This is a genomic window from Arthrospira sp. PCC 9901 (assembly GCF_059013425.1).
Window position 1 is genome coordinate 1,110,983 of record NZ_CP102296.1, and the last position, 21,882, is coordinate 1,132,864.

Sequence of the window (21,882 nt, forward strand, 5' to 3'; positions counted from 1 at the left end):
AGCGACTTGTTCAACGTTGAGACAAACGCTGGTTTTGTTCATTATACATAGCAATCAGAACACGGGCCGGATCAACCCACCGATTACTATACTTGAGTCCCCAGTGCAAGTGAGGTCCGGTAGTTCTCCCGGTCATCCCAACCCGCGCAATTCTAGTCCCGGCCGGCACAATTTGACCTTTACGAAGTTCCAGACCGCCGCCACGGTCAATAAAGTAAGTACCATTAGCATTACTTTGAACATGACCCTGAACGTGGCAATAGATATGTTCCCACTGTCCTGACTGGATAATAATTCCCGTGCCGCAGCGATTATCCTCCCAGAGTTCGACTACCTGTCCACTCCACCAATTGCGGATATAACTCCCCATAGGTGCGGCTAGGTCTAAACCATAGTGAAACCCACCACCACGATAGCCAAAAGGTGATGTATACTCCTGGAAATTTTCCACGGGAAAAGAAGCATTACCCCAATCGACTCCTACAGCCACTTGCGATGCTTCCGCCCTAGTTGCACCTATATCTAACTGTTGTCCCCCCCAAGGAATTAGAGTCAGACACACGAAACCGACCAGAACCCATAGCATTCGTTTCAGAAGGGTCGGACGCTTGAAAACTTGCAGGGGGTTGAGTTTTGCCATGATTATTGATTCCTCAATCACCAAAATCTATTAATGAATTACCGGATGCACCCACAAGGGTTATATTTAAATCAATTGCCGTATAGCACACATTTGATATTCTGCCACCATTAGGCATAAACAGAACATAATGTTAACTGATTATTTTTCATTGGCGATGGAAACCCCTGTTATATCGATATTTCTGGGTTGGTTCCCGTTGAATACAACGGCTATGGCTGGGACGGCGTTATGGTCGCTGGCATTAGGTTTGGGGTTTTCCCCCCTCAGTGAATTACTCATGGAAAAACTCACGGGGTGGCTAGATTGGGTTGAACGTCCCTTTTATGGGTCAGAACAACAATTTGAGGACACGCGCACTAGGAGGGAGTCGGGAAATATTTTTTTTGCTTCTATCTTCAGCGTTGTACCGTTTCTAATGGTGGGGGGATTATTGAATTGGGGAGTTGAATTGGGGTTGGGACCTTCTTGGTCTATCAGTGTGGGAGTGATTGCCGCGGTTACCTGTGGGGTTTATGAGTTGGGGCGACGCGATAGCCAGCAAAATCGATAGCTTTGTTGATTTCATCTGGCCGCGCAGAGGATATCAACACACTGGGATAAACGGCGGTTCCCCATTGGGGATGAATTACGATGGTACAGGGTCCCTTTTGCAGAGGAAGGTTTAAGGATGTGGCGACAGTTAAAGCATCACTATGGTGGATTTCTCCGGGTTGGGACAGCAACGGATAACCGCTGGGAGGGTAGATGATATCGGTCATCCATCCCTGGGAATTGAGTTGTTGGGCTACGGGTTGGGCGAATTCTAAAAAGCGATCGCATAATCGGTTTTTCTCCTGCTCAATGATATCATTAGTTGTGGTTAAGGGGAACTGCGATCGCTGTAAAAAAATCACTATCCAAATATCATCAGAGTGCCAATCTGGTAGAATCCGCCTTAAATTAGCGGCTACAAAAGCGGTGGGGGGATGGATGGAAATATCAGGCGATCGCACCTCGGTTATATTGTCGCTCATGGTAATTTGGGGGGAATTCTGAGTCAGTTTTTAAGTATTCATCAGCATTTGAATATAACTAACGTAATATCATCAAAAATATTTTGTTCGCCGATAAACTCCTGTAAATCTTCTAAAATAGCATTTTTCATCTCTTCCGCCCCCTGTTGCCAATTGGGGCTAATAATGGCACATAAACGCTCTATCCCATAAAGTTCGTTTTGGGGGTTCATCGCCTCCGTGATACCATCAGTATACAGGATGACTGTATCTCCCTTGTCCACATTGATTACAGTATAGCTTAAAAAGCTACTAATATCATCGGTCAGTCCAATCGGTAAGCCTAAATCAATCGTATCTATCCGTTCAATTATTCCTTGGTTTCGGCAGATAATTACTTCTTCATGCTGTCCACTAATGATTAGCTGGTTTTCCTGATAAATCACTATGGCAAAAGTTAGATTTTTGTCACATTTAATCCGTTCAATATTTTGAAAAATTGTCTGATTTAAGCGGTTTAACAATTCGGGCGGACAAATTGAACCCAGATTCACTAAAGTCCTGACTGCCACTTGTGTCATTACCATTAACAAACCACTTTCTAAGCCGTGTCCGGTGACATCACCAATGAAAAAAGCAATCCCAGATTGATTCTTTAAAACATCATAATAGTCTCCCCCTACTTCGGCGGCAGGCTGCATATAAGCGGCAATATCAAGACTCTCAATAGCTGCCAGTTCTTCTGTGGTTGGGAGAACCATTTTTTGGATTTTTTCCATAATCACCAGTTCCGCCGACATTCTTAGGTTTTCATCGGATAGCTTCTGATTTAAGTTAATAATCTCTTGATTGGCTTCGGATAATTTCTCAGTTCGGAGCGCTACTTTTTGTTCTAATGTATTGAATAAATCCTTGAGTTGCTTTGCCATTTGATTGAATTCTTGCGCCAAAATGCCAACTTCATCTACTCGGTTAGTCAGGACAACTTGATTCAAATCACCTTCACCAGTTTTGGCAACAGCTTCGCTGAGTTTTCGGAGGGGATTAATAATATGATTGGCAATTTTCCAAGTGATGATAATCACGCTGGTTAAGATGGCGAAAGCTAACCATAAAGCCATGGTCCAAAAACCGTAAGCTGGCTCTAAAATTTCCTTCTCCTGTTGTTGGACAATTACCGCCCAATTATTAGACAGCAAAATCCTATGGGCTAACCATCTAATTTGGTTTTCATCTTCAAAGGTCAGAAAACCTGACTCACCCTGAAGTAGAGCTTTAACGGGAGGATAATCACTAAAATCCTGGAGATTATTAGCGGTTTCCATATTAGGATGAGCCAAGACTTTCCCTCGTTCATCTACCACAAAAGCAAAACCTGTGTTACCCACACTGACAGCTTTAACTTTCTCGGTAACATCTCTTAGTTTAATCGCCAGAGCGACTACTCCTAGGATTTCTGGGAGGTTATCGTTAACAATTGGAGAAGCAAAGACAACGGCAGGTTTACCGGAGGTTCGCCCTATGACAATTTCCCTGGCGATGGTTTGTCGGAGGAGGGCTTGTTTAAAATAACTGCGATCGCTATAATCTGTTAATTCCCCTCCATCAGATCGGGCTATATTCATGCCGTTTAAGTCAATGGTGTTGATTAAATAAATATCCTCGTATACACGGCTAGTCGCTGCTAAAATCCCTTGTTGCACTTCTTCATCCATGGTCAAAATTCCCGGTTGCTGACTAATATTTTGGATAATTTCGACCACATTTTTATCCCATTGATTCACATTATTAGCCAGTCCGGTATTTGCCTTTTGTAAATCGGCTTTGGCTTGCTCATGTAAAATCCGCCCGGCTTCATAAGCAGCTAATAATAAGGTGCTGAACATGGGGAAGATAATACTAATAGCGATTAATATAATTAAACGCCACCGGAGACTTTTCTGCATCAACGAGGGAATCATCATGACTTGATGGGGAGTTTTTAGTGTTGATGAAATATCAAACCATACTAGATAAAAAAATTAGGAAAATACCAACAATAATAGGGTGGGTTATGAGTGCATTCCTTATATTCAGCCAACAGGTTAAAAAGCCTACTAAGCATTTACAGTATCGCACCCCTATTTCTAGGGTCAACTAATCGCACCTGTCCCTCTCATTTTAAGCTGATATACAGATACTGTCAACTTATATCAGTAAACTTATATATTATTGAACAGGAAAAATTAAGCGATCGCTCCTCTATTATGACATAGCTATCTCCGACAGTCGAGTTAGTGGTTGCTATGGACGAAAAAAGTGCTTTTAATCCAGAATTTTGGGGATTTGATGGCTTTTTAATTATGCGATCGCTCCTCTTTTTTTCCATGGATAAACGCCGTTTTTGGGGATGTTATGAGCCTCAAAAAATCCAGGTAAAACTTCTTTTTTCTCCTCTGACATAACTATCTCCGACAGTCTAGTTAGTGGTTTGTATAGGCGAAAAATGTGGTGATTATACAGAACTTTGGGGATTTCATAGCATTTTAATTATGCGATCGCTCCTCTATTTTTCTCTGAATACAGCCTGTTCAGAAATCATCTGATCACCTCTCAAAGTCCTTCTCTCTCTCTGGGATCCAGATTTAGGGTGAGGGCAATGTATTAAGCGACTGGTGAACAAGCTGTAAGTTAGGAACAGCCCCTTCTCTAGCCATCAAGTACATTCTGAAGCCCCTCGCCCAGGGGGAAAGGGGTGTAGACGCGCGGCGGCTTCTTCTGGAGTAGGCTGTATCCCATCAGATCAAAAACTCGATGGTTCTACCCTCCGCTATTATGGTAATGGGGGGATATTGGCTGCATCTAATATTTTCGGGATGAGGTCCTCTCGTTTAACCGCCATAAGGTGAACACCTCGGCAAATTTGACGTGCAATTTGTACTTGTTCCGCCGCAATTTTAATGCCTTCTTCCAGGGGATGTGATGATTTTTCTAAACGGTGGATAATGTGGTCGGGGATGTTAACACCGGGAACATATTTGTTAATAAAAAGGGCATTTTTCGCGGATTTCAGGAGGAAAATTCCCGCCAAAATCGGTTTATCCGTATCAGAAGCGACTTGATTCATGAATTTATAGAGACTTTCAAAATCCGTGATTAATTGACTTTGAAAGAAACAAGCCCCGGCTTTTAATTTGCGATAAAAACGACTTTGTAACCCGGAAAAACTGGGAGATTGGGGGTCGACGGCGGCTCCGGGAAATAGGTCTGTCGGACCATGAGGCAGCTTTTTATCATTCCAATCCATGCCATTATTTAGCTTATTAATAGCTTGTAATAGGCGCACGGATTCAAAATCAAAAACTGGTTTAGCATTAACATGATCTCCGGCTTTGACTGGATCACCTGTGAGGGCGAGAATATTCCTAATTCCTAGGGCGTGCGCTCCCAGTAGGTCGGCTTGTAAACCAATCCGGTTGCGATCGCGACAAGCCACTTGTAAAATCGGTTCAATGCCATGATGTTGGAGAATCACGCAGGAAGCTAGGGAACTCATCCCTAAAACAGCCCGACTGCCATCAGTAATATTAACCCCATGGACGCGATTTTTTAGACCCCGCGCCATCTCGATCATGTGAGTGGGATCGCCGCCTTTTGGGGGTGCTACTTCGGCGGTGATCACAAATTCTTTGGGGTTCAAACAAGCAGTCCTAAATCGGTTCATTATGGCGGTTTTAGATGTAAAAATTAAAGGTAAATTCAGGGAGATTACAAAGGTTTGGAATAACCTAGGGCATCTTTAACGCGGCTTAAAGTTTGATTGGCTACAGCCTCGGCTTGTTGGCGACCTGTACGCAATATGGACTCTAAATAACCACGATCGCTCATAACTTCCTTGTAGCGTTCCTGAATAGGCTTGAGGGCGGCGATCGCCGTTTCCGTCAGCAGGGGTTTAAACTGTCCCCACCCCATATCTGCACATTCAGCGGCCACTTGTGCTTTAGTTTGGTTAGAGAGCAAACCATATAGACTCAGCAGATTATGACATTCGGGGCGGTCTGGAACATCAAAAGCTAACCCTCGCACCGAGTCAGTTTTGCAGCGTTTAATTTTCTTAACGATCGCATCTGGGGGGTCTAACAAATTAATCCGGCTTAACTCCGAGGGGTCAGACTTAGACATTTTCCTAGTCCCGTCGGTTAAACTCATCACCCGTGCGCCTTCTGTGCGAATGAGAGGTTCGGGAATTTTGAGAATTTCCTGATCGGGTTGACCGAATAAATGGTTAAATCTGCCAGCAATATCCCGTGTCAGTTCCAAATGTTGTTTTTGGTCTTCCCCAACCGGAACGCGATCGGCATCATAAAGCAAAATGTCCGCCGCCATCAATACCGGATAATCCAATAAACCCGTACTGACATTTTCCCCCTGTTTAACCGCCTTTTCCTTAAACTGGATCATATCTTGCAGCCAGTTAATGGGGGTCAGACAGTTGAGAAGCCAGGTTAACTCACTGTGGGCGGAAATATGGGACTGTACAAAAATAGTTGAATCTTCTGGGTCGATACCACAGGCTAAATAAAGGGCTGCGATCGTGTAGGTATCCGCCGCCAGAGTCGCGGGGTTGTGGGGAACCGTGATCGCGTGTAGGTCTACCACACAGAAAAAGTTATCATACTGTTTCTGACCCTCCACCCAGTTGCGGATCGCGCCCAGATAGTTACCTAGGTGTAGGTTTCCCGTTGGTTGTACTCCTGAGAGAATTCGCTGCTTATCCATGATTGCTGCTGTGAACTTAACTTAAAACTCTATTTTAAACAATACAAAGCCGGGTTTTGAACTGGATCAGCAATTGTACCAGAATTTTGGTCCTGTTCCCATAGTCCCCATAGACCAGGTTAAACCCACTAGGCGGAGATTTTACCATGGTTTATTTACAGGAGTAGATATTTGGTTAGCAAATCTGGCAAAATGGAATCATAGGCGTTGATAATTTTTAGTGATTCAGTCAACAGTATTTGAGACGGGGGCGGGAATATAACTCTACACTGTTAATTTTCCTAGTTAATTTGTCCTAAGATGATTCAGACAGGGGATCAATCAAATGGTTATGGTCGAAAGGGAAGTCGCCTTCCCCAACTCCAATTCAAAACCGTGCTTGATACTTTCACATCACACGGCTCCTGATGTGGATACCCCTTTTGACATCGGGAACAGGGTAACGACTCCCTGCTTTTGTGATTTCAACTTTTGGAGCTAAATACAACATCGTAGTGTTTAAACTCGCTTTCGTCGTAAACACTCCTAATTGTCGCAGTCTCTATATCCACACCGTGACTAGTGGGCATATCCTAACCATTACAGTTAGGCATTGGCTTTCAGTCACATCCTTTCCCCTTAAAGGTATACGCTTACACTTTCACTACTCCGCAGGTACATCCTGCCACTTGAGAGCCTAAAAGGGGTTTAAACGTTCCGTTTATACGGGCATTCCATCTTTAGATTTGTCCTCTCCACCGGGGTACTTTTAAAAGTCTGTGTAGGTGATGTCATGATTACCCTACTTTTCCCCTTGCTCTTTTGAACGCAGCGTATCAACCTGTTTCGCTGCTAAATCATTACGATGGTTCAAGCCGGACATTCGGTTTCCCTAATCATGGATGGTTGGCAGTGGTCGCATTTGGTAGTAGGTTCTACTTCACGCCTTCCGTTCCCCGCTTCAATCCTGGGGTTATGATTCCCAAAACTGGGGGTGGCTATCGCCGTTACTCTCAACGCAATTGTTAAGGAATCATTAATATTTCCAGTTGGGCGTTTTGACCTTGAGTTCCCTGCCTTGTTTTGTATATTTCTATACCAAACGTTGGGACATATAAACAGTTATGGGATGGTCAGGGTACGAGTCCCTTATATTTCACCAAGGGGTGAAAGTCCCACTAGGAGGTTATTTCAGGCATTGCAGCCTTATTTGACTCCTAAACGTCTCGCACAATGCACAGATTTTAGCACACTCACGGGAACTTACTACGGCGACTCCTAGGGAAAACTTGCTTTTCAAAATAGCTAACCAGATGGTTAAGTTCGCTAATTTAAACACGATTTTTGATACGGTAGTCACGGAATTATCTGAGTTGTTGCAAAGCGATCGCGCTTTGATTTGTCCCTTACAAGCTGATGGTAGTGTCCACATAAGGGCAGCATCTTTTAGTGATATTCGCACTGTAATCAGTCAGCCAGATATCGCCAAAATCTTCTGGAAATCTCAGGAATTTATCGACGAAGTAATGGCGATCGCTGATATTTATCAGACCCATCTAGGAGATGATTATATAGAATTTATGGCTCGGCTGCAAGTGCGGGCTAGTTTGAGAGTCCCTATTTGGGTTAGTGGGGATATTTGGGGATATTTGATTATTGATCAATGTAGCCATAGCCGGAACTGGCTACCAGAGGAAATAGATCTGCTGAATATGATATCTGTACATTTGGCGATCGCTATTCAACAAGCCAACTTGGTAGCAAAAGCACAAACTTTCAACCCCAATACACTCAATACTCAATATTCGGAAGTCTCATTTCGTGCTTTAGTTGCTAATCTTCCCGGTGCTATTTATCGCTGTGCTTGTGACGAGTTTTGGACGATGAAATTTATCAGCAATGCCATTGAAGATATTTGCGGTTATCGACCTGATGAAGTCATCAAAAATCGGGTTATCTCCTATAATAACATAATTCATCCTGATGACCAAAAAACTGTCACAGCCAAGATTATACAGGCTTTAGATGCACAGGAATCATTTATTGTAGAATACCGAGTTATTCATCGAGATGGTAGTATTCATTGGGTTTATGAAAAGGGGAGGGGTAAGTTTGATGAACAGGGAAACTTAATCGGTCTTGATGGCGCTATTTTTGACATAACGGAGCGCAAAAATACCGAACTGGCTTTACACCAGAAAACCGAAGAATTAGATAGATTTTTTTCTATTGCTCTGGATTTGCTTTGTATTGCTGATTTACAAGGACGATTTTTGCGATTAAATCAACAGTGGGAAATCAGCTTAGGGTATCCGCTAGAAGAGTTAGAGGGTCGGTTTTTTATAGAATTGGTGCATCCTGATGATGTTCAACCTACCCTAGATACAATATCGGATTTATCCCAACACAATTCCGTGCTTAATTTTGTCAATCGCTATCAGGCTAAAGATGGTTCTTATCGTTGGATAGAGTGGCGATCGACTCCTGTAGGCGATCGCATTTATGCAGCAGCTAGGGATATTACCGACCGCAAAAAAGCCGAAATTGCCTTACAAGAAAGTGAACAACGTTGGCAATTTGCTTTAGAGGGAAATGGGGATGGCGTTTGGGATTGGAATGCTGCAACTAATAAGGTTTATTTCTCTCGACGTTGGAAACAAATTCTCGGTTTTGGGGAGGAGGAAATTAGCGATAATCTTGAGGAGTGGGAAACCAGAGTGCATTCTGATGATAAACCGCAAGTTTTAGAGCTATTAAATAAGCACCTAAATGGTGAAACCGAGCAATATATTAGTGAACATCGTATTAAGTGCAAAGATGGTAATTATAAATGGATTCTTGATCGGGGTCGGGTGATGTATCGCAGTCCCGACGGAAAACCGCTGCGGGTCATTGGAACTCACACAGATATTAGCGATCGCAAAAAAACCGAACTGGCTTTAAAAGAGAGTGAACAAAAGTTTCGTCAGTTAGCAGAAAATATCCATCAAGTCTTCTTTATTAATAGCGCTACCGGAGAAATGATTTATGTGTCTCCAGCCTATGAGGCAATTTGGCAACAAAGTCGAGATGGTTTATATAAAAATCCTAGTTCCTGGTTAATGTCTGTTCACCCAGAAGACCGTGACGGGATGGCTGAGGCTTTAAATAAGCAAATTAGTCAAGGTATTCCTTTTGATGAAACTTACCGAATTGTCAGACCAGATGGGTCAATTCGTTGGATTGAGTCTCGTGCTTTTCCGGTGCGAGACAGCCAGGGCAATATTTATCGATATACTGGTATTGCGGAAGATATTACCCATCGTAAAACCATTGAACATACTCTGCATAATCAACTACGAAAAACCCTAATTATGCAGAAAATCACCGAAAAAATTCGCCAGAGTTTAGATGTTAAAGAAATTTTTACAACCGCCGTCGCAGAAATTGGCAAAGCCTTTAAAGTCAACTGTTGTCTGATTCATACTTACCAAAAACATCCTTTTGCTCATGGAAAATTGGTAGCTAAATATTCTCAGCATAAATGTCATTTACTAGGTAGTTTAAATGATTCTGTCAGCTTTGATAATGACGCTTATATTGAATACCTAGTGGATCAAGAGAGGGCGATTTCATCCCATAAAAGTGATTGCTTAATTAAGCTATCAGAAATTCATTTAACCTCTCCTTTGTTGCAGACCAAGGAATATTTTAAGGAGTCAGACAATCTGAAATCCATGTTAGCGATCGCCACTTTCTATCATGGTCAACCTAATGGTATTATTAGCCTGCATCAATGCGACCATAAGCGAGTCTGGACTGTTGATGAAATCGAACTAATAGAAGCCGTAGCACGCCAATTAGGAATTGCGATCGCTCACGCACAACTACTTTCCCAAGAAAAAGAGCAACGCCAAGAATTAACTTATAAAAATATTACACTTAAAAAGATGACTCAGGAAGCCAAAGCCGCCAACCGTGCGAAAAGCGAATTTTTAGCTAATATGAGCCATGAAATTCGGACACCAATGAATGCAGTTTTAGGCTTTGCTGATTTATTGCAATCAACAATTACCGACCCTCAAGCTAGTTCTTATATTAAAGCGATCGCCTCTAGTGGTCGCACTTTATTAGCATTAATCAATGACATTTTAGACCTATCAAAAATCGAAGCAGGTAAATTACAATTACACTATGAACCCGTTAATATCCGCACCATCATTAATGAAATCGAGCATATTTTTGAACAAAAAGCCAGCGAAAAAAACCTAAACCTAGAAGTTTATGTAGACCCCCAAATACCCTACAGTATTATCATGGATGAAGTCAGGCTGCGACAAATTCTATTTAATATTGTCGGAAATTCCATCAAATTCACCGAATTTGGTTCAGTGAAAATCACAGCATCTTGTTCACAATCAAAACCCAATCATCCCCATAATTCTATTAACCTCAAAATTGCCATTACTGATACAGGTATTGGTATTTCTCCCGAAGACCAACAGAAGATTTTTGACTCATTTACCCAAAGTCAAGGTCAAAGTAACCGCAAATACGGAGGGACAGGTTTAGGCTTAACCATTACAGAAAGGTTAGTCCATCTCCTAGGTGGTTCAATTCATCTGGAAAGCCAAATCAACCAGGGAAGCGCATTTACCTTTGATTTCCCCGATGTCAAAATAGCCACAGAAACCACAATATTATCGCCTCTAATAGCCCTTGATGAGAATTTACAACAATTTGAAACTGCTACTATTTTAGTCGCTGATGATGTCCGTTCTAATCGGGATTTACTAGCCGAATATTTCGCCAATACATATCATAAAATTATCAGCGCCAAAGATGGAGAAGAAGCCATTAGGTTAGCCCAAATTTATCAGCCAGATATTATTTTTATGGACTTACGGATGCCTCGTATGGATGGACGAGAAGCCACCCAATTTCTCAAACACAACGAACTAACTAGCCATATTCCCATTGTCCTATTAACCGCATCTCCCCAACATCGTAATGAACAAGATTTGCGGCAATTGTGCGATGGTTTTTTATCAAAGCCAGTGACCAAATCACAGATTGTGGCTGAACTCAAGAAGTTCCTAAATCATGCTGAATTAACCGACAAAATAGATGAACAGCCCTCAGAGAAAGTCTCCTTAAAACCCGTGAGATTAACAGAATTAGCCGCTAAATTGCGTCAGGAAGTAGAAGTGACTTTACCCCATTTACAAGAAACTTTAGTTTCCCGAGAAATTAAGCAATTTCTTCAAAATTTAGAGATGTTAGCACAGGAACATCAATCTACAGTTTTACTCGATTATGTGGAAACCCTCAAACAGCAACTTCAGGATTTTGATTGGGATAACATTCCTAAAACTGTTGCTAAATTTGCCGAAATTCCCGAACAGTTAATCAGAGACAATGGTTAATGGACAATTATCAATTATCCTTAACCCAAAAATAGCTTATAGGCAGGATTTTGATTTTCATCCCAATAGCGATATCCGAGGGTGTCTAAAAACTCTTGCCATTTCTGCATTTCCTGGGGGGGGACTTGCATTCCGACCACAATACGGCCGTAGTCTGAACCATTGTTGCGATAGTGGAATAAACTAATATTCCAAGTGTGACTCATAGACTCGACAAACTTCATTAATGCGCCTGGACGTTCGGGAAACTCGAAACGATATAATAACTCATCATGAGCCAGAGGAGAACGACCGCCTACCATGTGGCGCAAGTGCATTTTAGTTAATTCATCATCTGTTAAATCCATGGCGATTAAATCATGTTCTGCAAAGGTTTCCGTTAACTTTTGGGCATCTTCCCGGTCTTTAATTTGAACACCGACAAAAATATGGGCTTCTTTTTCGTCCGCAATGCGATAGTTAAATTCAGTGAGATTACGTTTTCCTAAGCAGTTACAAAACTTGCGTAAACTTCCCGGTTTTTCAGGAATTGTGACGGCAAAAATCGCCTCGCGCCGTTCTCCCAATTCGGCTCTTTCTGCCACAAATTGTAGGCGGTCAAAGTTCATATTTGCGCCACAGGCTACAGCAATTAATGTACGATTGTGCATATGTTCCCGTTCGACATAGGCTTTCATGCCAGCGATCGCTAATGCACCAGCCGGTTCTAAAATTGATCTAGTATCCTCAAACACATCCTTAATCGCCGCACAAATATCATCAGTTCCCACTAAAATAATATCGTCTACATAACTTTGACAGAGGCGAAAAGTTTCCTCTCCCACCTGTCGCACCGCCACCCCATCAGCAAATAATCCCACCTCCGATAATTTCACCCTATGTCCAGCTTTCAAAGATTGAGACATAGCATCAGCATCAACAGGTTCCACCCCAATAATTTTAATTTCTGGTCGCAGTCGTTTCACATAAGCCGCAATACCAGAAATCAAACCGCCGCCTCCTATAGCCACAAAAATAGCATCAATAGGCTTTTGATATTGCCTTAAAATTTCCATACCAATAGTTCCCTGTCCAGCAATCACATCTGGATCATCAAAGGGATGAATAAAAGTTAAGTTTTTTTCGACTTCTAATTGGCGCGCGTAAGCATAGGCATCATCAAAGGTTTCTCCATATAAAACTACCTCCCCGCCTCTAGCTTTAACCGCTTGTACTTTCACATCTGGGGTAGTAGTTGGCATAACAATAATTGCTCTACTTCCTAGGCGACTGGCTCCCAAAGCTACCCCCTGGGCGTGATTTCCCGCTGAGGCGGCTATTACTCCCTGGGCGAGGCTTTCCGGGGTTAATTGGGCTATTTTATTATAGGCTCCCCGCAGTTTAAATGAGAACACAGACTGCATATCTTCTCGCTTGAGGAGGACTTGATTATTTAACCTTTCTGATAGTCTTGGCGCTAATTCTAGGGGGGTTTCCTGGGCGACATCGTAGACCCGGGCGGTGAGGATTCGTTTTAGGTAGTCGGAGTGCATAACTTTGGGCAAAAGGGCAAAATTGCATGAATTTAGATTATACTGTACTTAGGTGATTCATGACTTGCTGATAAAACCAATTATTGCGATCGCGACATTCTGGCAAACTTTCCGGATAAGATTGGCAGTTTTTAAGATGCGATCGCCAATTATCCGTACCGCACAAAAATTTACTTTCATCAAATCGCTGATATAGAGTTTTTCCCAAGATTTGAATCTCCCGTTTTGGTTGCTTCCAATGAATCCCTGGATACATAGCAACTGGGTGTTTTAGGGTCAAAAATTTACTGGTAAATGGGAATGCTAAAACCTTACGTCCTAGCAGTGTTCCCCAATAGGCTCCGTGGAAAGAACTGGTTAAAATAGTTTCCCCTGAAGCCAAAAAACTAATAATTTCCTCAAAGTTCTTATCTTCATTAGTCATCCGAGGAAATGAATCAATTTTAATTTGAAACTTTTTGTGCGAAAATACTACAAAATCATGTTGTATCGAGTAGTCCTTATCAAAAACTTTATCCATGCAGCTCACACAGGGAACCCAATCATAGCCTTGGTTATAGTCTCTAATTCCCATGAGATTAAAATCTTTTAAATAAGGCTTATAGTCAAAATCACTACCATGATAAGATGAGGAATTATCACCAGAATTTTTAATTTTATAAACCTGCTGTCCGGCTCCCCATAAAATCAAACTATTACCATTTTTACCAGCTTGTAAACGTTGGAAATTGTGCAAAAAGCGGTCAAACATTAACCCACCACCACCAACGATCGCATGATGATTTAACAAACTTTCCCCGTCTTCTGGTGCTGGGGAATTATCCAGATTCCGAATATCTCGCTTAATAACCTCATAACCCGGAAACTCAAAGTAATTGACTGGGGACGAGAACAAATCCCCAATATTCTTAGGGTCAATCACATGATAATTAACAATAGTTTTCATAGTCCATATCTGCTGGATAATTTCTCAAAAATCCTCATCCCACGCCAAGAGAGCGACCAAAAGCGATCGCTCTCCTTTCCCACACAAGTAATTGATTAGACCTTAGCTTCCTTAACCAAATTACTCCAACCCAAATCTTTCAGGTTATGGTTACGACGGAGGGGACGAGTCACCAACTCCAGAATATCACGAGCATTAGTAAACCCATGAATTTGAGCAAAAGTAAACTCAACCGACCACTTAGTATTAATACCGCGCGCCTCCAAAGGATTCGCATGAGCCATACCCGTAATTACCAGATCTGGCTGAAGTTCATAAATCCGTTGAATCTGATTATAATTATCCGGCTTTTCCATAATTTTCGGAGCCGGAACCCCCATTTCCTGACAGGTTTTTTCCAGTAGGTCTAACTCCGCCTTTTGATAGCGCTTATCCATATAAGGAATGCCAATTTCCGAGCAAGTCATCCCACAGCGAATCAGGAAACGTGCTAGGGAAATTTCTAACAAATTATCCCCCATAAAGAACACCGACTTACCCCGGATCAACTCAAGATAATCCTCTAAATTCGCCCAAATTTGAGCTTCTCGTTCATCTAATCCCTGGGGTTCAATACCGAATACAGAGCAAATTTTTTCAATCCAAGCTCGTGTTCCATCAGGTCCAATGGGGAACGGTGCGCCAATCAATTTACACTTACGACGACGCATTAAAGTAGTTGCGGTACGCGAGAGAAACGGATTCACTCCCGATACATAATAACCTTCTTCTAAAACCGGAAGTTCCGTATAACGCTTCGCGGGAAGCCATCCAGATACCTTAATCCCCTGTTTTTTCAACTCCAAACTGAGATTAGTTACTACCGGGTCGGGGAGAGAACCAAATAACACTAAGGGGGGATGGTCTACATATTCTGACTCTTCCTTAGTCACATCCTCATTTTTTTTGCCAAAACTCAGTAATTTCTGAATCGCATTGCGATCGCTTGAAGCCGCCGTATTCGCATCTTTTTCTGGTTCTTTCGGACAGCGATTAGCCATCGCGGCTAGAACCGTATCTTCTCCCTGGGTAAAAGCATAATCTAAACCATTGGCTCTCGCCACCACAATAGGAATCCCAATTTCACCTTCTAATTTCGGAGCCAACCCCTCCAAATCCATTTTAATGATTTCAGTCGTACAGGTTCCAATCCATACAATTACACTAGGATTGCGATCGCGTTTAATTTGCAAACACAGTCGCTTTAATTCATCATAATCATTAAGTTGAGCCGAAATATCACCCTCTTCTAACTCAGCCATTGCATAACGAGGTTCTGCAAAAATCATCACCCCCATCGCATTTTGCAAGAAATAGCCGCAGGTTTTTGTACCAATTACTAAAAAGAAACTATCCTCAATTTTCTGGTACAACCATGCCACACAACTAATCGGACAAAAGGTGTGATAATTACCAGTTTCACATTCAAAGTTAAGTGCTTCAGGTTGAGCAACAGTCATATATTTCTCCTTATAATTAAGCCAGTTTTAGTGTCATTTTTTAAGCTGTTGACACCCAGCTATTTATGAGATGACAACCTGGCAGAAATTTAGACATGATCAACTGTTGACTTTGGCTACTAACTTCCAAAATCATAATGAGTACACCAGCCTGTTAGATGTTAAGGAATGATTGACTTATTTAAAGTCTGATATTGAGATATCATCATCATCATTTGATTCGGTCAGGCTGTCCAGATCTAAATCAAACTTATCTGTATCTCCAGTCGTTACCTCTCCTAACTCATCTAAACTGATGTCCTCTAAATCTCCTAAATCTCCTAAGTCTCCTAAATCGCCTAAATCGCTGTCGTCATCATCCAAGTCTCCCATATCTAAATCATCATCAGAGGAACTACCAAAGTCTCCTAAATCATCATCTCCATCCAGGCTCATATCTAGCTCTCCGATATCATCTGAGGAATCATCTTTAAATGGATTACTTTCCCCTAAATCTAAATCATCCGTAGCTAGATCATCTCCAGCATCATCGAGACCTAAATCCATGTCATCGGTAGCTAGATCATCTCCAGCATCATCGAGACCTAAATCCATGTCATCGGTAGCTAGATCATCTCCAGCATCATCGAGACCTAAATCCATGTCATCGGTAGCTAGATCATCTCCAGCATCATCGAGACCTAAATCCATGTCATCGGTAGCTAGATCATCTCCAGCATCATCGAGACCTAAATCCATGTCATCGGTAGCTAGATCATCTCCAGCATCATCGAGACCTAAATCCATGTCATCGGTAGCTAGATCATCTCCAGCATCATCACCTAGACCTAAACCCATGTCGTCGGTGGCTAAGTCATCCTCAGCATCATCACCTAGACCTAAACCCATGTCGTCGGTGGCTAAGTCATCTCCAGCATCATCGAGACCTAAATCCATGTCATCGGTAGCTAGATCATCTCCAGCATCATCGAGACCTAAACCCATGTCGTCGGTGGCTAAGTCATCCTCAGCATCATCACCTAGACCTAAACCCATGTCGTCGGTGGCTAAGTCATCCTCAGCATCATCACCTAGACCTAAACCCATGTCGTCGGTGGCTAAGTCATCCTCAGCATCATCACCTAGACCTAAACCCATGTCGTCGGTGGCTAAGTCATCTCCAGCATCATCGAGACCTAAATCCATGTCATCGGTAGCTAAGTCATCCTCAGCATCATCACCTAGACCTAAATCCATGTCGTCGGTGGCTAAGTCATCCTCAGCATCATCACCTAGACCTAAATCCATGTCATCGGTAGCTAAGTCGTCTCCAGCACCATCAAGGAGGTCTAATTTTTGCTGAGCATCATCTAAGCCATCGCTAACTAATTCTTCCTCTGGCTCTAGTGTATCTAGGGGTTGGGGAGGATGGTATCCCGGCGCAGCCTTTACAGGTTCTTGAGAAACCGGAGGCTGATCAGGTGAAGAATCAGAAATCCTAACCAGCTCATGATCTGGGTCAAAATGTAAACCCAGAACCTCAATCAACTTTTCTGGATCAGGATTAAGTTTGGAAAAGGGGAACATCAACAGAGCCGCTTCTGGGTCCAAGGCGTTGATAGTCCCCAAGATTAGGGCTGAGGATGGCCTTCTACCTCCATCCGGGGTGGGAATGGAACTGATGTCCATTTGTAAAACCAACCATTCACGATTAGCCTGATAGTAGTCTAACCATTTTTGTTTCAGGGCAGTAGTAAACTCCTGGAAGAAAGCCATAACCTCTTATTCCTTATCCTGAGTAGCTAGACTTATTAAACCATCATCAGGTCTAGCTCATCTTCCTGAGTTTGAACAGAAGGCTTGGTTGGATTGAGGTAAAAATCAGACAGAAGAGAGAACAATTCCCGATCTGGCGCATCTTTGGGAACTACACCCTCCGGCTGAGACAAGATTTGATCAGCAATATTAAGATAGTAATCGCAGACATAACTTAGGGATGGGTCAGTTTCCGCCATCTCAAACAGGGTTTTCCCCTTAACCCGAGATACCCGGATATCTTCAATTAGCGGCAATACCTCCAAAACTGGCATAGGGACCGACTCAACATATTTATCAATCAGATCCCGCTTAGAAGTCCGGTTTCCGATCAAACCGGCTAACCGTAGGGGGTGAGTCCGAGATTTTTCCCGCACAGAAGCGGAGATGCGATTAGCCGCAAATAAGGCATCAAAGCCATTGTCGGTGACAATCATGCAATAGTCAGCATAATTGAGGGGGGCGGCGAAACCACCACAAACCACGTCCCCAAGAACATCAAACAGGATGACATCGTATTCATCAAAGGCATTTAGTTCTTTGAGAAGTTTAACGGTTTCTCCCACTACATAGCCACCACAGCCAGCACCAGCCGGGGGACCACCTGCTTCTACACAATCAACGCCGCCATAGCCTTTATAGATGACATCTTCGGGCCATATATCCTCATAGTGATAGTCTTTTTCCTGCAAGGTATCAATAATGGTAGGAATTAAGAACCCTGTGAGGGTAAATGTGCTGTCGTGTTTGGGATCGCAGCCAATTTGCAGGACTTTTTTACCCCGTTTGGCTAGGGCCACGGAAATATTGCAACTGGTTGTTGATTTGCCAATTCCACCTTTCCCATATACTGCGAGTTTCACGATTTTTTCTCCTGCGGCGCGTGGTTTTTCAATAATGGGGCTGAGTAGTTGGGACTAACTCAGCATCCCAAGTTTTTTATCTTTGGTTTTGTCGGGGTGGCGATCGCTATTTCAGGTAGTACGGTTTTTGTCTCACCCGATCACATCGCTGTCCCTCTTGATTGCCATTATTGATGAATTTTCCCCAAATGGAAAGGGGCTATAAATTCATTTATGCTCGAAAAACAGAGTATTGCAGTCTATCAGTTAGATATTAATCTTTGATGGTCTCTCATCAAAGCTCAAGTTAATTTATAAACTTTTATCAAAATTTATGTATTTTTTAGATAAAAAGAGTTACAATAAACAAATTAGTAGGGTGCGTCAGATAGGGATAGTTATGATGGGAAACCGGGATAATTGACTTCTGACCCACCATTACCCGGCAATGATGATGGGAAAACGGGATAATTGACTTCTGACCCACCATTACCCGGCAATGATGATGGGGAAACGGGATAATTGACTTCTGACCCACCATTACCCGGCAATGATGATGGGGAAACGGGATAATTGACTTCTGACCCACCATTACCCCGCAATGATGATGGTTGAGTGAGGGTAGACATAAATCAGCGGGTAGCATTTGTAAAAAGTTATTAATTTTTTCGGTTGGGTCAGAGGGGGAGACATAGGTAAGGATTACCTAGTTAAGGGTATAAACTAGATTGAAGTAGATGCCATGATCCTGAAGATTGTCGCCACGATCGCGAAGTTGTATGAGGGGGAAACCATAATCTAAACGGATATTCAGATGAGGGATAGGTTCCCATAGTAACCCCAGACCCCCTCCCACCAAAAAGGTCTGACTGGGTAAACTATTAGGGTTGTTGGGATGATTCCAAACCTGGCCCATATCGAGAAAAGGTGCTAACTGTAAAGTAGGTAAATTCAAGCGATCGCGTTTAAGGGTAATTCTGTCCTCAATAGAGAATCGAAAGCCATTATCCCCGGCGCGGACATTCTGACGGTAGCCACGCAAAGACTGCGCGCCACCGATAACAAACTGTTGAGAGGGAAATAGGGGGTTAGCGGCTAACTGTAGATCTCCCTGAAGAATCAAAAGGTGATTGTCACCGATACGCTGTAGCCGTTGTATCTGTCCTAGCCAACTGACAAAATCGCTATTGGGCAGAAATTTGGTATTAGTAGCATTTAATATCCCCAAACCCAAACTAAACTGCGATCGCAAAGCCCAAACTCCTAGGCGATCGCGTCGGATATAGTCTTGTCCCAACTTGAGAACCACCAGACGGGTCACACCATCATCATCTGGACCAAAGCCAAAGCGCAACCCCTGATTATCCACCAAAGTTTGACTTTCCTGATAACTCAACCCCGCAGATAAAGCGAACTCCTCCCAGGGAGTCCTCACCAAAGGCTGACGATAGCTAATTTCGTAAACTTGAGAGTTTCCCTGAATATTGAGGTCTGCAAACTCTTCGGTAATCACCCGATTGCGATAAGGAGGAATCCGCAGTTGAATCGTACCATTCATGGCATTAACCGGGATAGAGTAGATAAAATCGAAGATATCCGACTCCCCCCCAGTAATTAGGCGAGTAGTTTGATAGGAAACCAAGAGGAAATCACCCCTTCCCGTGAGGTTCAGGTGACTAAAATTAACCCCCAAACGTTGGCTACCAATACTGGGGGGGGAATAGTTATCTAAGCTAAAACTAAGCTGTATGGGATTAGCTTCTGTGACTCGGACCACTAAAATACTCTGTCCCTCGTCACCTCCTGGACGCAGACTAGCCTCTACAGAGTCAAATAGGGGATTAAGTCGCAATAGTCGCAGTTGATTTTCCAGTTGTAGGGTATTTAGGGGAGTTTGTGCGCCCAAATTCACCCGACTGATAATGTAGTTAGGATTAAGGCGGCGGGTTCCTTCGACCTCGATTTTTTCTAAACTTCCCTCTATGACCAGAATTTCCACGACCCCATCTGTGATAGTCTGTTGGGGAACCACAGCCCGGGAAGTCATATAACCCCGTCTCAGATAGATTTCTGTAATCTGATCGGCTATATTTTGCAGTTGGTTGAGGGTGATGGTCTGGTTTGATACGGTAGAGGCGATCGCATTAATCTCCTCAGTCGATAGAATACTACTGCCAATTATTTGAATTTGACTAATGGGGAAGGGAGTATCATCACCGGGAATTGGCGGGGAGGAGGGGGGTGGTGTTTCTATTTCCGGTTCCCCGTTGGGTGGTCTTTGGGGGGGTGACGGGAGGGGTTGTAAAAAGCGATCGCGGTTAGGGTCGCTTTGGGGTGGTAGGGGGAAACTTTGAGAAAGTCCTAAACAGTCTGCGGAATTACAGTTAGGGGAAAATAAAGCCTGGGCTGAAACAGGGGGGGAAAACAGAATCAACCCAACGGTAGTCATTTGACAACCTATCAATCGAATATGTAAACTCATAGGGGTTATGGGGGGGGCTTCAAGTGTAGCCCCAGCTAGTGGCACTACCAGCAGGTTAATTTCTCGCTTACTTGATTGACGGGGGGTTGGTGGGGATACTTAGTAAGAACGGAGTTGATTGCGTAACCCGCCACTACCCGGAATAAAGGGTTGTTCATACAGACGCACCCGGTTACGACCTGCTTCATCAAGATTCTCCGATCTTAACAATTCTAGCCAAGCCTGCTGGACTTGAGTATCTCTTCGATTATCTGAAAGTAATTCCGAAAAGGCGGCGACCATATCATACCAAAGGGTCTTTTCTGTATAAAATTTTAGGCGATCGCTCCCATTGAGTCCTTCTAATGTCAGAATCTGATCAGAGTCTAAGTCGATCCTTTTGATCCAACCATCCACAATTTGGTTCACCGATTGATTCACCGGATCACATAAAATTGTCAGGTACCAGTGATAATATTGGTTCACTTCCAAACCCGGAAAGCCATCGAGATCCCCCAGATCTATGCCCACAATGCCAGGATTTTCCATATCCAGTTGAAATTGGGTGCTATAAATCACTATTTCTTCTGTTTCGGGAGACTCTGAATCTGGTAACTTAGTCACAAGTAACTCAATGGGGGTATCCCCACTAGCTACTGGGAGATAAAAAAACAATTGGGGTTTCTCATGGGCGGTTAAACCCATCGTGGAAACAGGAATCAGACTGATCAGGCTTGCATAGTCAGCACATTGTGTCCCTCTGGTTCCTCCCCCTTCCCGTCTTCCGGGAACTCCCCGCTGGGGTGGTGAGAAGGCTATTAACCATGGAGATGGTTGGTTTTGACTGATCACATCTCCCTTTGATGGGTAGGCTATAGCTGCTTGGAGTAGGCTACCCCAGACAATGGTTTGAGTACACAGCGCACCCAACAGGGTTGTCCACAAAATAGTAGGGGTTGTCTTAACCATAGGATTAAACTCAAAAACTCGTTAAGATACAGGGTATAACGATAGCTAAATTGTATCCAATG

16 protein-coding genes are annotated in these 21,882 nt (G+C 43.1%); 3 read left to right on the top strand and 13 right to left on the bottom strand.

Features of this window, described 5'->3' with window-relative positions; all coding sequences use genetic code 11:
• Positions 1-10: 10 nt before the first annotated feature.
• Entirely contained in the window at positions 11-640 is a 630-nt protein-coding gene (locus NLZ44_RS04905; RefSeq protein WP_493752027.1) for a M23 family metallopeptidase, read from the bottom strand.
• Positions 641-770: 130 nt separating this feature from the next.
• On the opposite strand from NLZ44_RS04905, the gene NLZ44_RS04910 reads away from it, so the two are divergent.
• On the top strand, positions 771-1,193 hold the full coding sequence (locus NLZ44_RS04910; RefSeq protein WP_493752028.1) for a hypothetical protein: 423 nt from the start codon (positions 771-773) through the stop codon (positions 1,191-1,193).
• Here the strand turns inward: NLZ44_RS04910 and NLZ44_RS04915 are convergent.
• Both NLZ44_RS04915 and NLZ44_RS04920 read right to left on the bottom strand, forming a co-directional pair.
• The gene (locus tag NLZ44_RS04915) at positions 1,141-1,656 is read right to left on the bottom strand and encodes a methylmalonic aciduria and homocystinuria type D protein (protein WP_493752029.1); all 516 of its coding nucleotides are present in this window, start codon (positions 1,654-1,656) and stop codon (positions 1,141-1,143) included. The genes NLZ44_RS04910 and NLZ44_RS04915 overlap by 53 nt on opposite strands.
• Before the next feature lie 41 nt (positions 1,657-1,697).
• A complete protein-coding gene (locus tag NLZ44_RS04920; RefSeq protein WP_493752030.1) occupies positions 1,698-3,599 on the bottom strand; it encodes a SpoIIE family protein phosphatase in 1,902 nt (633 codons plus the stop codon).
• Between the two features lie 321 nt (positions 3,600-3,920).
• Here NLZ44_RS04920 and NLZ44_RS04925 point away from each other — a divergent pair, with 321 nt between their 5' ends.
• Positions 3,921-4,079 carry a hypothetical protein gene (locus NLZ44_RS04925; RefSeq protein ID WP_493752031.1) on the top strand — a complete coding sequence of 53 codons (159 nt, stop codon included), beginning with the start codon at positions 3,921-3,923 and terminating at the stop codon, positions 4,077-4,079.
• Between the two features lie 368 nt (positions 4,080-4,447).
• Here NLZ44_RS04925 and NLZ44_RS04930 read toward each other — a convergent pair whose 3' ends face one another.
• On the bottom strand, positions 4,448-5,338 hold the full coding sequence (locus tag NLZ44_RS04930) for a methylenetetrahydrofolate reductase (RefSeq protein ID WP_493752032.1): 891 nt from the start codon (positions 5,336-5,338) through the stop codon (positions 4,448-4,450).
• Between the two features lie 44 nt (positions 5,339-5,382).
• Entirely contained in the window at positions 5,383-6,393 is a 1,011-nt protein-coding gene (gene trpS / locus NLZ44_RS04935; protein WP_493752033.1) for a tryptophan--tRNA ligase, read from the bottom strand.
• A 1,292-nt stretch (positions 6,394-7,685) separates the two neighbouring features.
• Between trpS and NLZ44_RS04940 the strand changes: the two genes are divergently transcribed.
• Positions 7,686-11,777, top strand: a complete 4,092-nt coding sequence (locus tag NLZ44_RS04940) for a PAS domain-containing protein (protein ID WP_493752034.1) — start codon at positions 7,686-7,688, stop codon at positions 11,775-11,777.
• Between the two features lie 20 nt (positions 11,778-11,797).
• Here NLZ44_RS04940 and ilvA read toward each other — a convergent pair whose 3' ends face one another.
• From ilvA to NLZ44_RS04980, 8 genes are all read right to left on the bottom strand, one after another.
• The gene (ilvA, locus tag NLZ44_RS04945; protein ID WP_493752035.1) at positions 11,798-13,309 is read right to left on the bottom strand and encodes a threonine ammonia-lyase, biosynthetic; all 1,512 of its coding nucleotides are present in this window, start codon (positions 13,307-13,309) and stop codon (positions 11,798-11,800) included.
• Between the two features lie 37 nt (positions 13,310-13,346).
• On the bottom strand, positions 13,347-14,255 hold the full coding sequence (locus NLZ44_RS04950; RefSeq protein ID WP_493752036.1) for a polysaccharide pyruvyl transferase family protein: 909 nt from the start codon (positions 14,253-14,255) through the stop codon (positions 13,347-13,349).
• 95 nt (positions 14,256-14,350) lie between these two features.
• The gene (locus NLZ44_RS04955; RefSeq protein ID WP_493752037.1) at positions 14,351-15,754 is read right to left on the bottom strand and encodes a ferredoxin:protochlorophyllide reductase (ATP-dependent) subunit N; all 1,404 of its coding nucleotides are present in this window, start codon (positions 15,752-15,754) and stop codon (positions 14,351-14,353) included.
• Between the two features lie 177 nt (positions 15,755-15,931).
• The gene (locus tag NLZ44_RS04960) at positions 15,932-17,509 is read right to left on the bottom strand and encodes a DUF5331 domain-containing protein (protein WP_493752038.1); all 1,578 of its coding nucleotides are present in this window, start codon (positions 17,507-17,509) and stop codon (positions 15,932-15,934) included.
• A 35-nt stretch (positions 17,510-17,544) separates the two neighbouring features.
• A complete protein-coding gene (gene bchL, locus NLZ44_RS04965; protein ID WP_006616040.1) occupies positions 17,545-18,411 on the bottom strand; it encodes a ferredoxin:protochlorophyllide reductase (ATP-dependent) iron-sulfur ATP-binding protein in 867 nt (288 codons plus the stop codon).
• A gap of 377 nt (positions 18,412-18,788) precedes the next feature.
• Entirely contained in the window at positions 18,789-19,019 is a 231-nt protein-coding gene (locus NLZ44_RS04970) for a hypothetical protein (RefSeq protein ID WP_493752039.1), read from the bottom strand.
• A 77-nt stretch (positions 19,020-19,096) separates the two neighbouring features.
• On the bottom strand, positions 19,097-20,839 hold the full coding sequence (locus tag NLZ44_RS04975; RefSeq protein ID WP_493752040.1) for a ShlB/FhaC/HecB family hemolysin secretion/activation protein: 1,743 nt from the start codon (positions 20,837-20,839) through the stop codon (positions 19,097-19,099).
• A 132-nt stretch (positions 20,840-20,971) separates the two neighbouring features.
• Positions 20,972-21,820, bottom strand: a complete 849-nt coding sequence (locus NLZ44_RS04980; protein WP_493752041.1) for a DUF928 domain-containing protein — start codon at positions 21,818-21,820, stop codon at positions 20,972-20,974.
• Positions 21,821-21,882: the final 62 nt, after the last annotated feature.

Bases quoted from the DNA above. Each gene is read 5' to 3' on its own strand.
- NLZ44_RS04905 (WP_493752027.1), bottom strand. From the start codon at position 640: ATGGCAAAACTCAACCCCCTGCAAGTTTTCAAGCGTCCGACCCTTCTG.
- NLZ44_RS04910 (WP_493752028.1), top strand. From the start codon at position 771: ATGTTAACTGATTATTTTTCATTGGCGATGGAAACCCCTGTTATATCG.
- NLZ44_RS04915 (WP_493752029.1), bottom strand. From the start codon at position 1,656: ATGAGCGACAATATAACCGAGGTGCGATCGCCTGATATTTCCATCCAT.
- NLZ44_RS04920 (WP_493752030.1), bottom strand. From the start codon at position 3,599: ATGATGATTCCCTCGTTGATGCAGAAAAGTCTCCGGTGGCGTTTAATT.
- NLZ44_RS04925 (WP_493752031.1), top strand. From the start codon at position 3,921: ATGGACGAAAAAAGTGCTTTTAATCCAGAATTTTGGGGATTTGATGGC.
- NLZ44_RS04930 (WP_493752032.1), bottom strand. From the start codon at position 5,338: ATGAACCGATTTAGGACTGCTTGTTTGAACCCCAAAGAATTTGTGATC.
- trpS (WP_493752033.1), bottom strand. From the start codon at position 6,393: ATGGATAAGCAGCGAATTCTCTCAGGAGTACAACCAACGGGAAACCTA.
- NLZ44_RS04940 (WP_493752034.1), top strand. From the start codon at position 7,686: ATGGTTAAGTTCGCTAATTTAAACACGATTTTTGATACGGTAGTCACG.
- ilvA (WP_493752035.1), bottom strand. From the start codon at position 13,309: ATGCACTCCGACTACCTAAAACGAATCCTCACCGCCCGGGTCTACGAT.
- NLZ44_RS04950 (WP_493752036.1), bottom strand. From the start codon at position 14,255: ATGAAAACTATTGTTAATTATCATGTGATTGACCCTAAGAATATTGGG.
- NLZ44_RS04955 (WP_493752037.1), bottom strand. From the start codon at position 15,754: ATGACTGTTGCTCAACCTGAAGCACTTAACTTTGAATGTGAAACTGGT.
- NLZ44_RS04960 (WP_493752038.1), bottom strand. From the start codon at position 17,509: ATGGCTTTCTTCCAGGAGTTTACTACTGCCCTGAAACAAAAATGGTTA.
- NLZ44_RS04970 (WP_493752039.1), bottom strand. From the start codon at position 19,019: ATGTCTACCCTCACTCAACCATCATCATTGCGGGGTAATGGTGGGTCA.
- NLZ44_RS04975 (WP_493752040.1), bottom strand. From the start codon at position 20,839: ATGACTACCGTTGGGTTGATTCTGTTTTCCCCCCCTGTTTCAGCCCAG.
- NLZ44_RS04980 (WP_493752041.1), bottom strand. From the start codon at position 21,820: ATGGTTAAGACAACCCCTACTATTTTGTGGACAACCCTGTTGGGTGCG.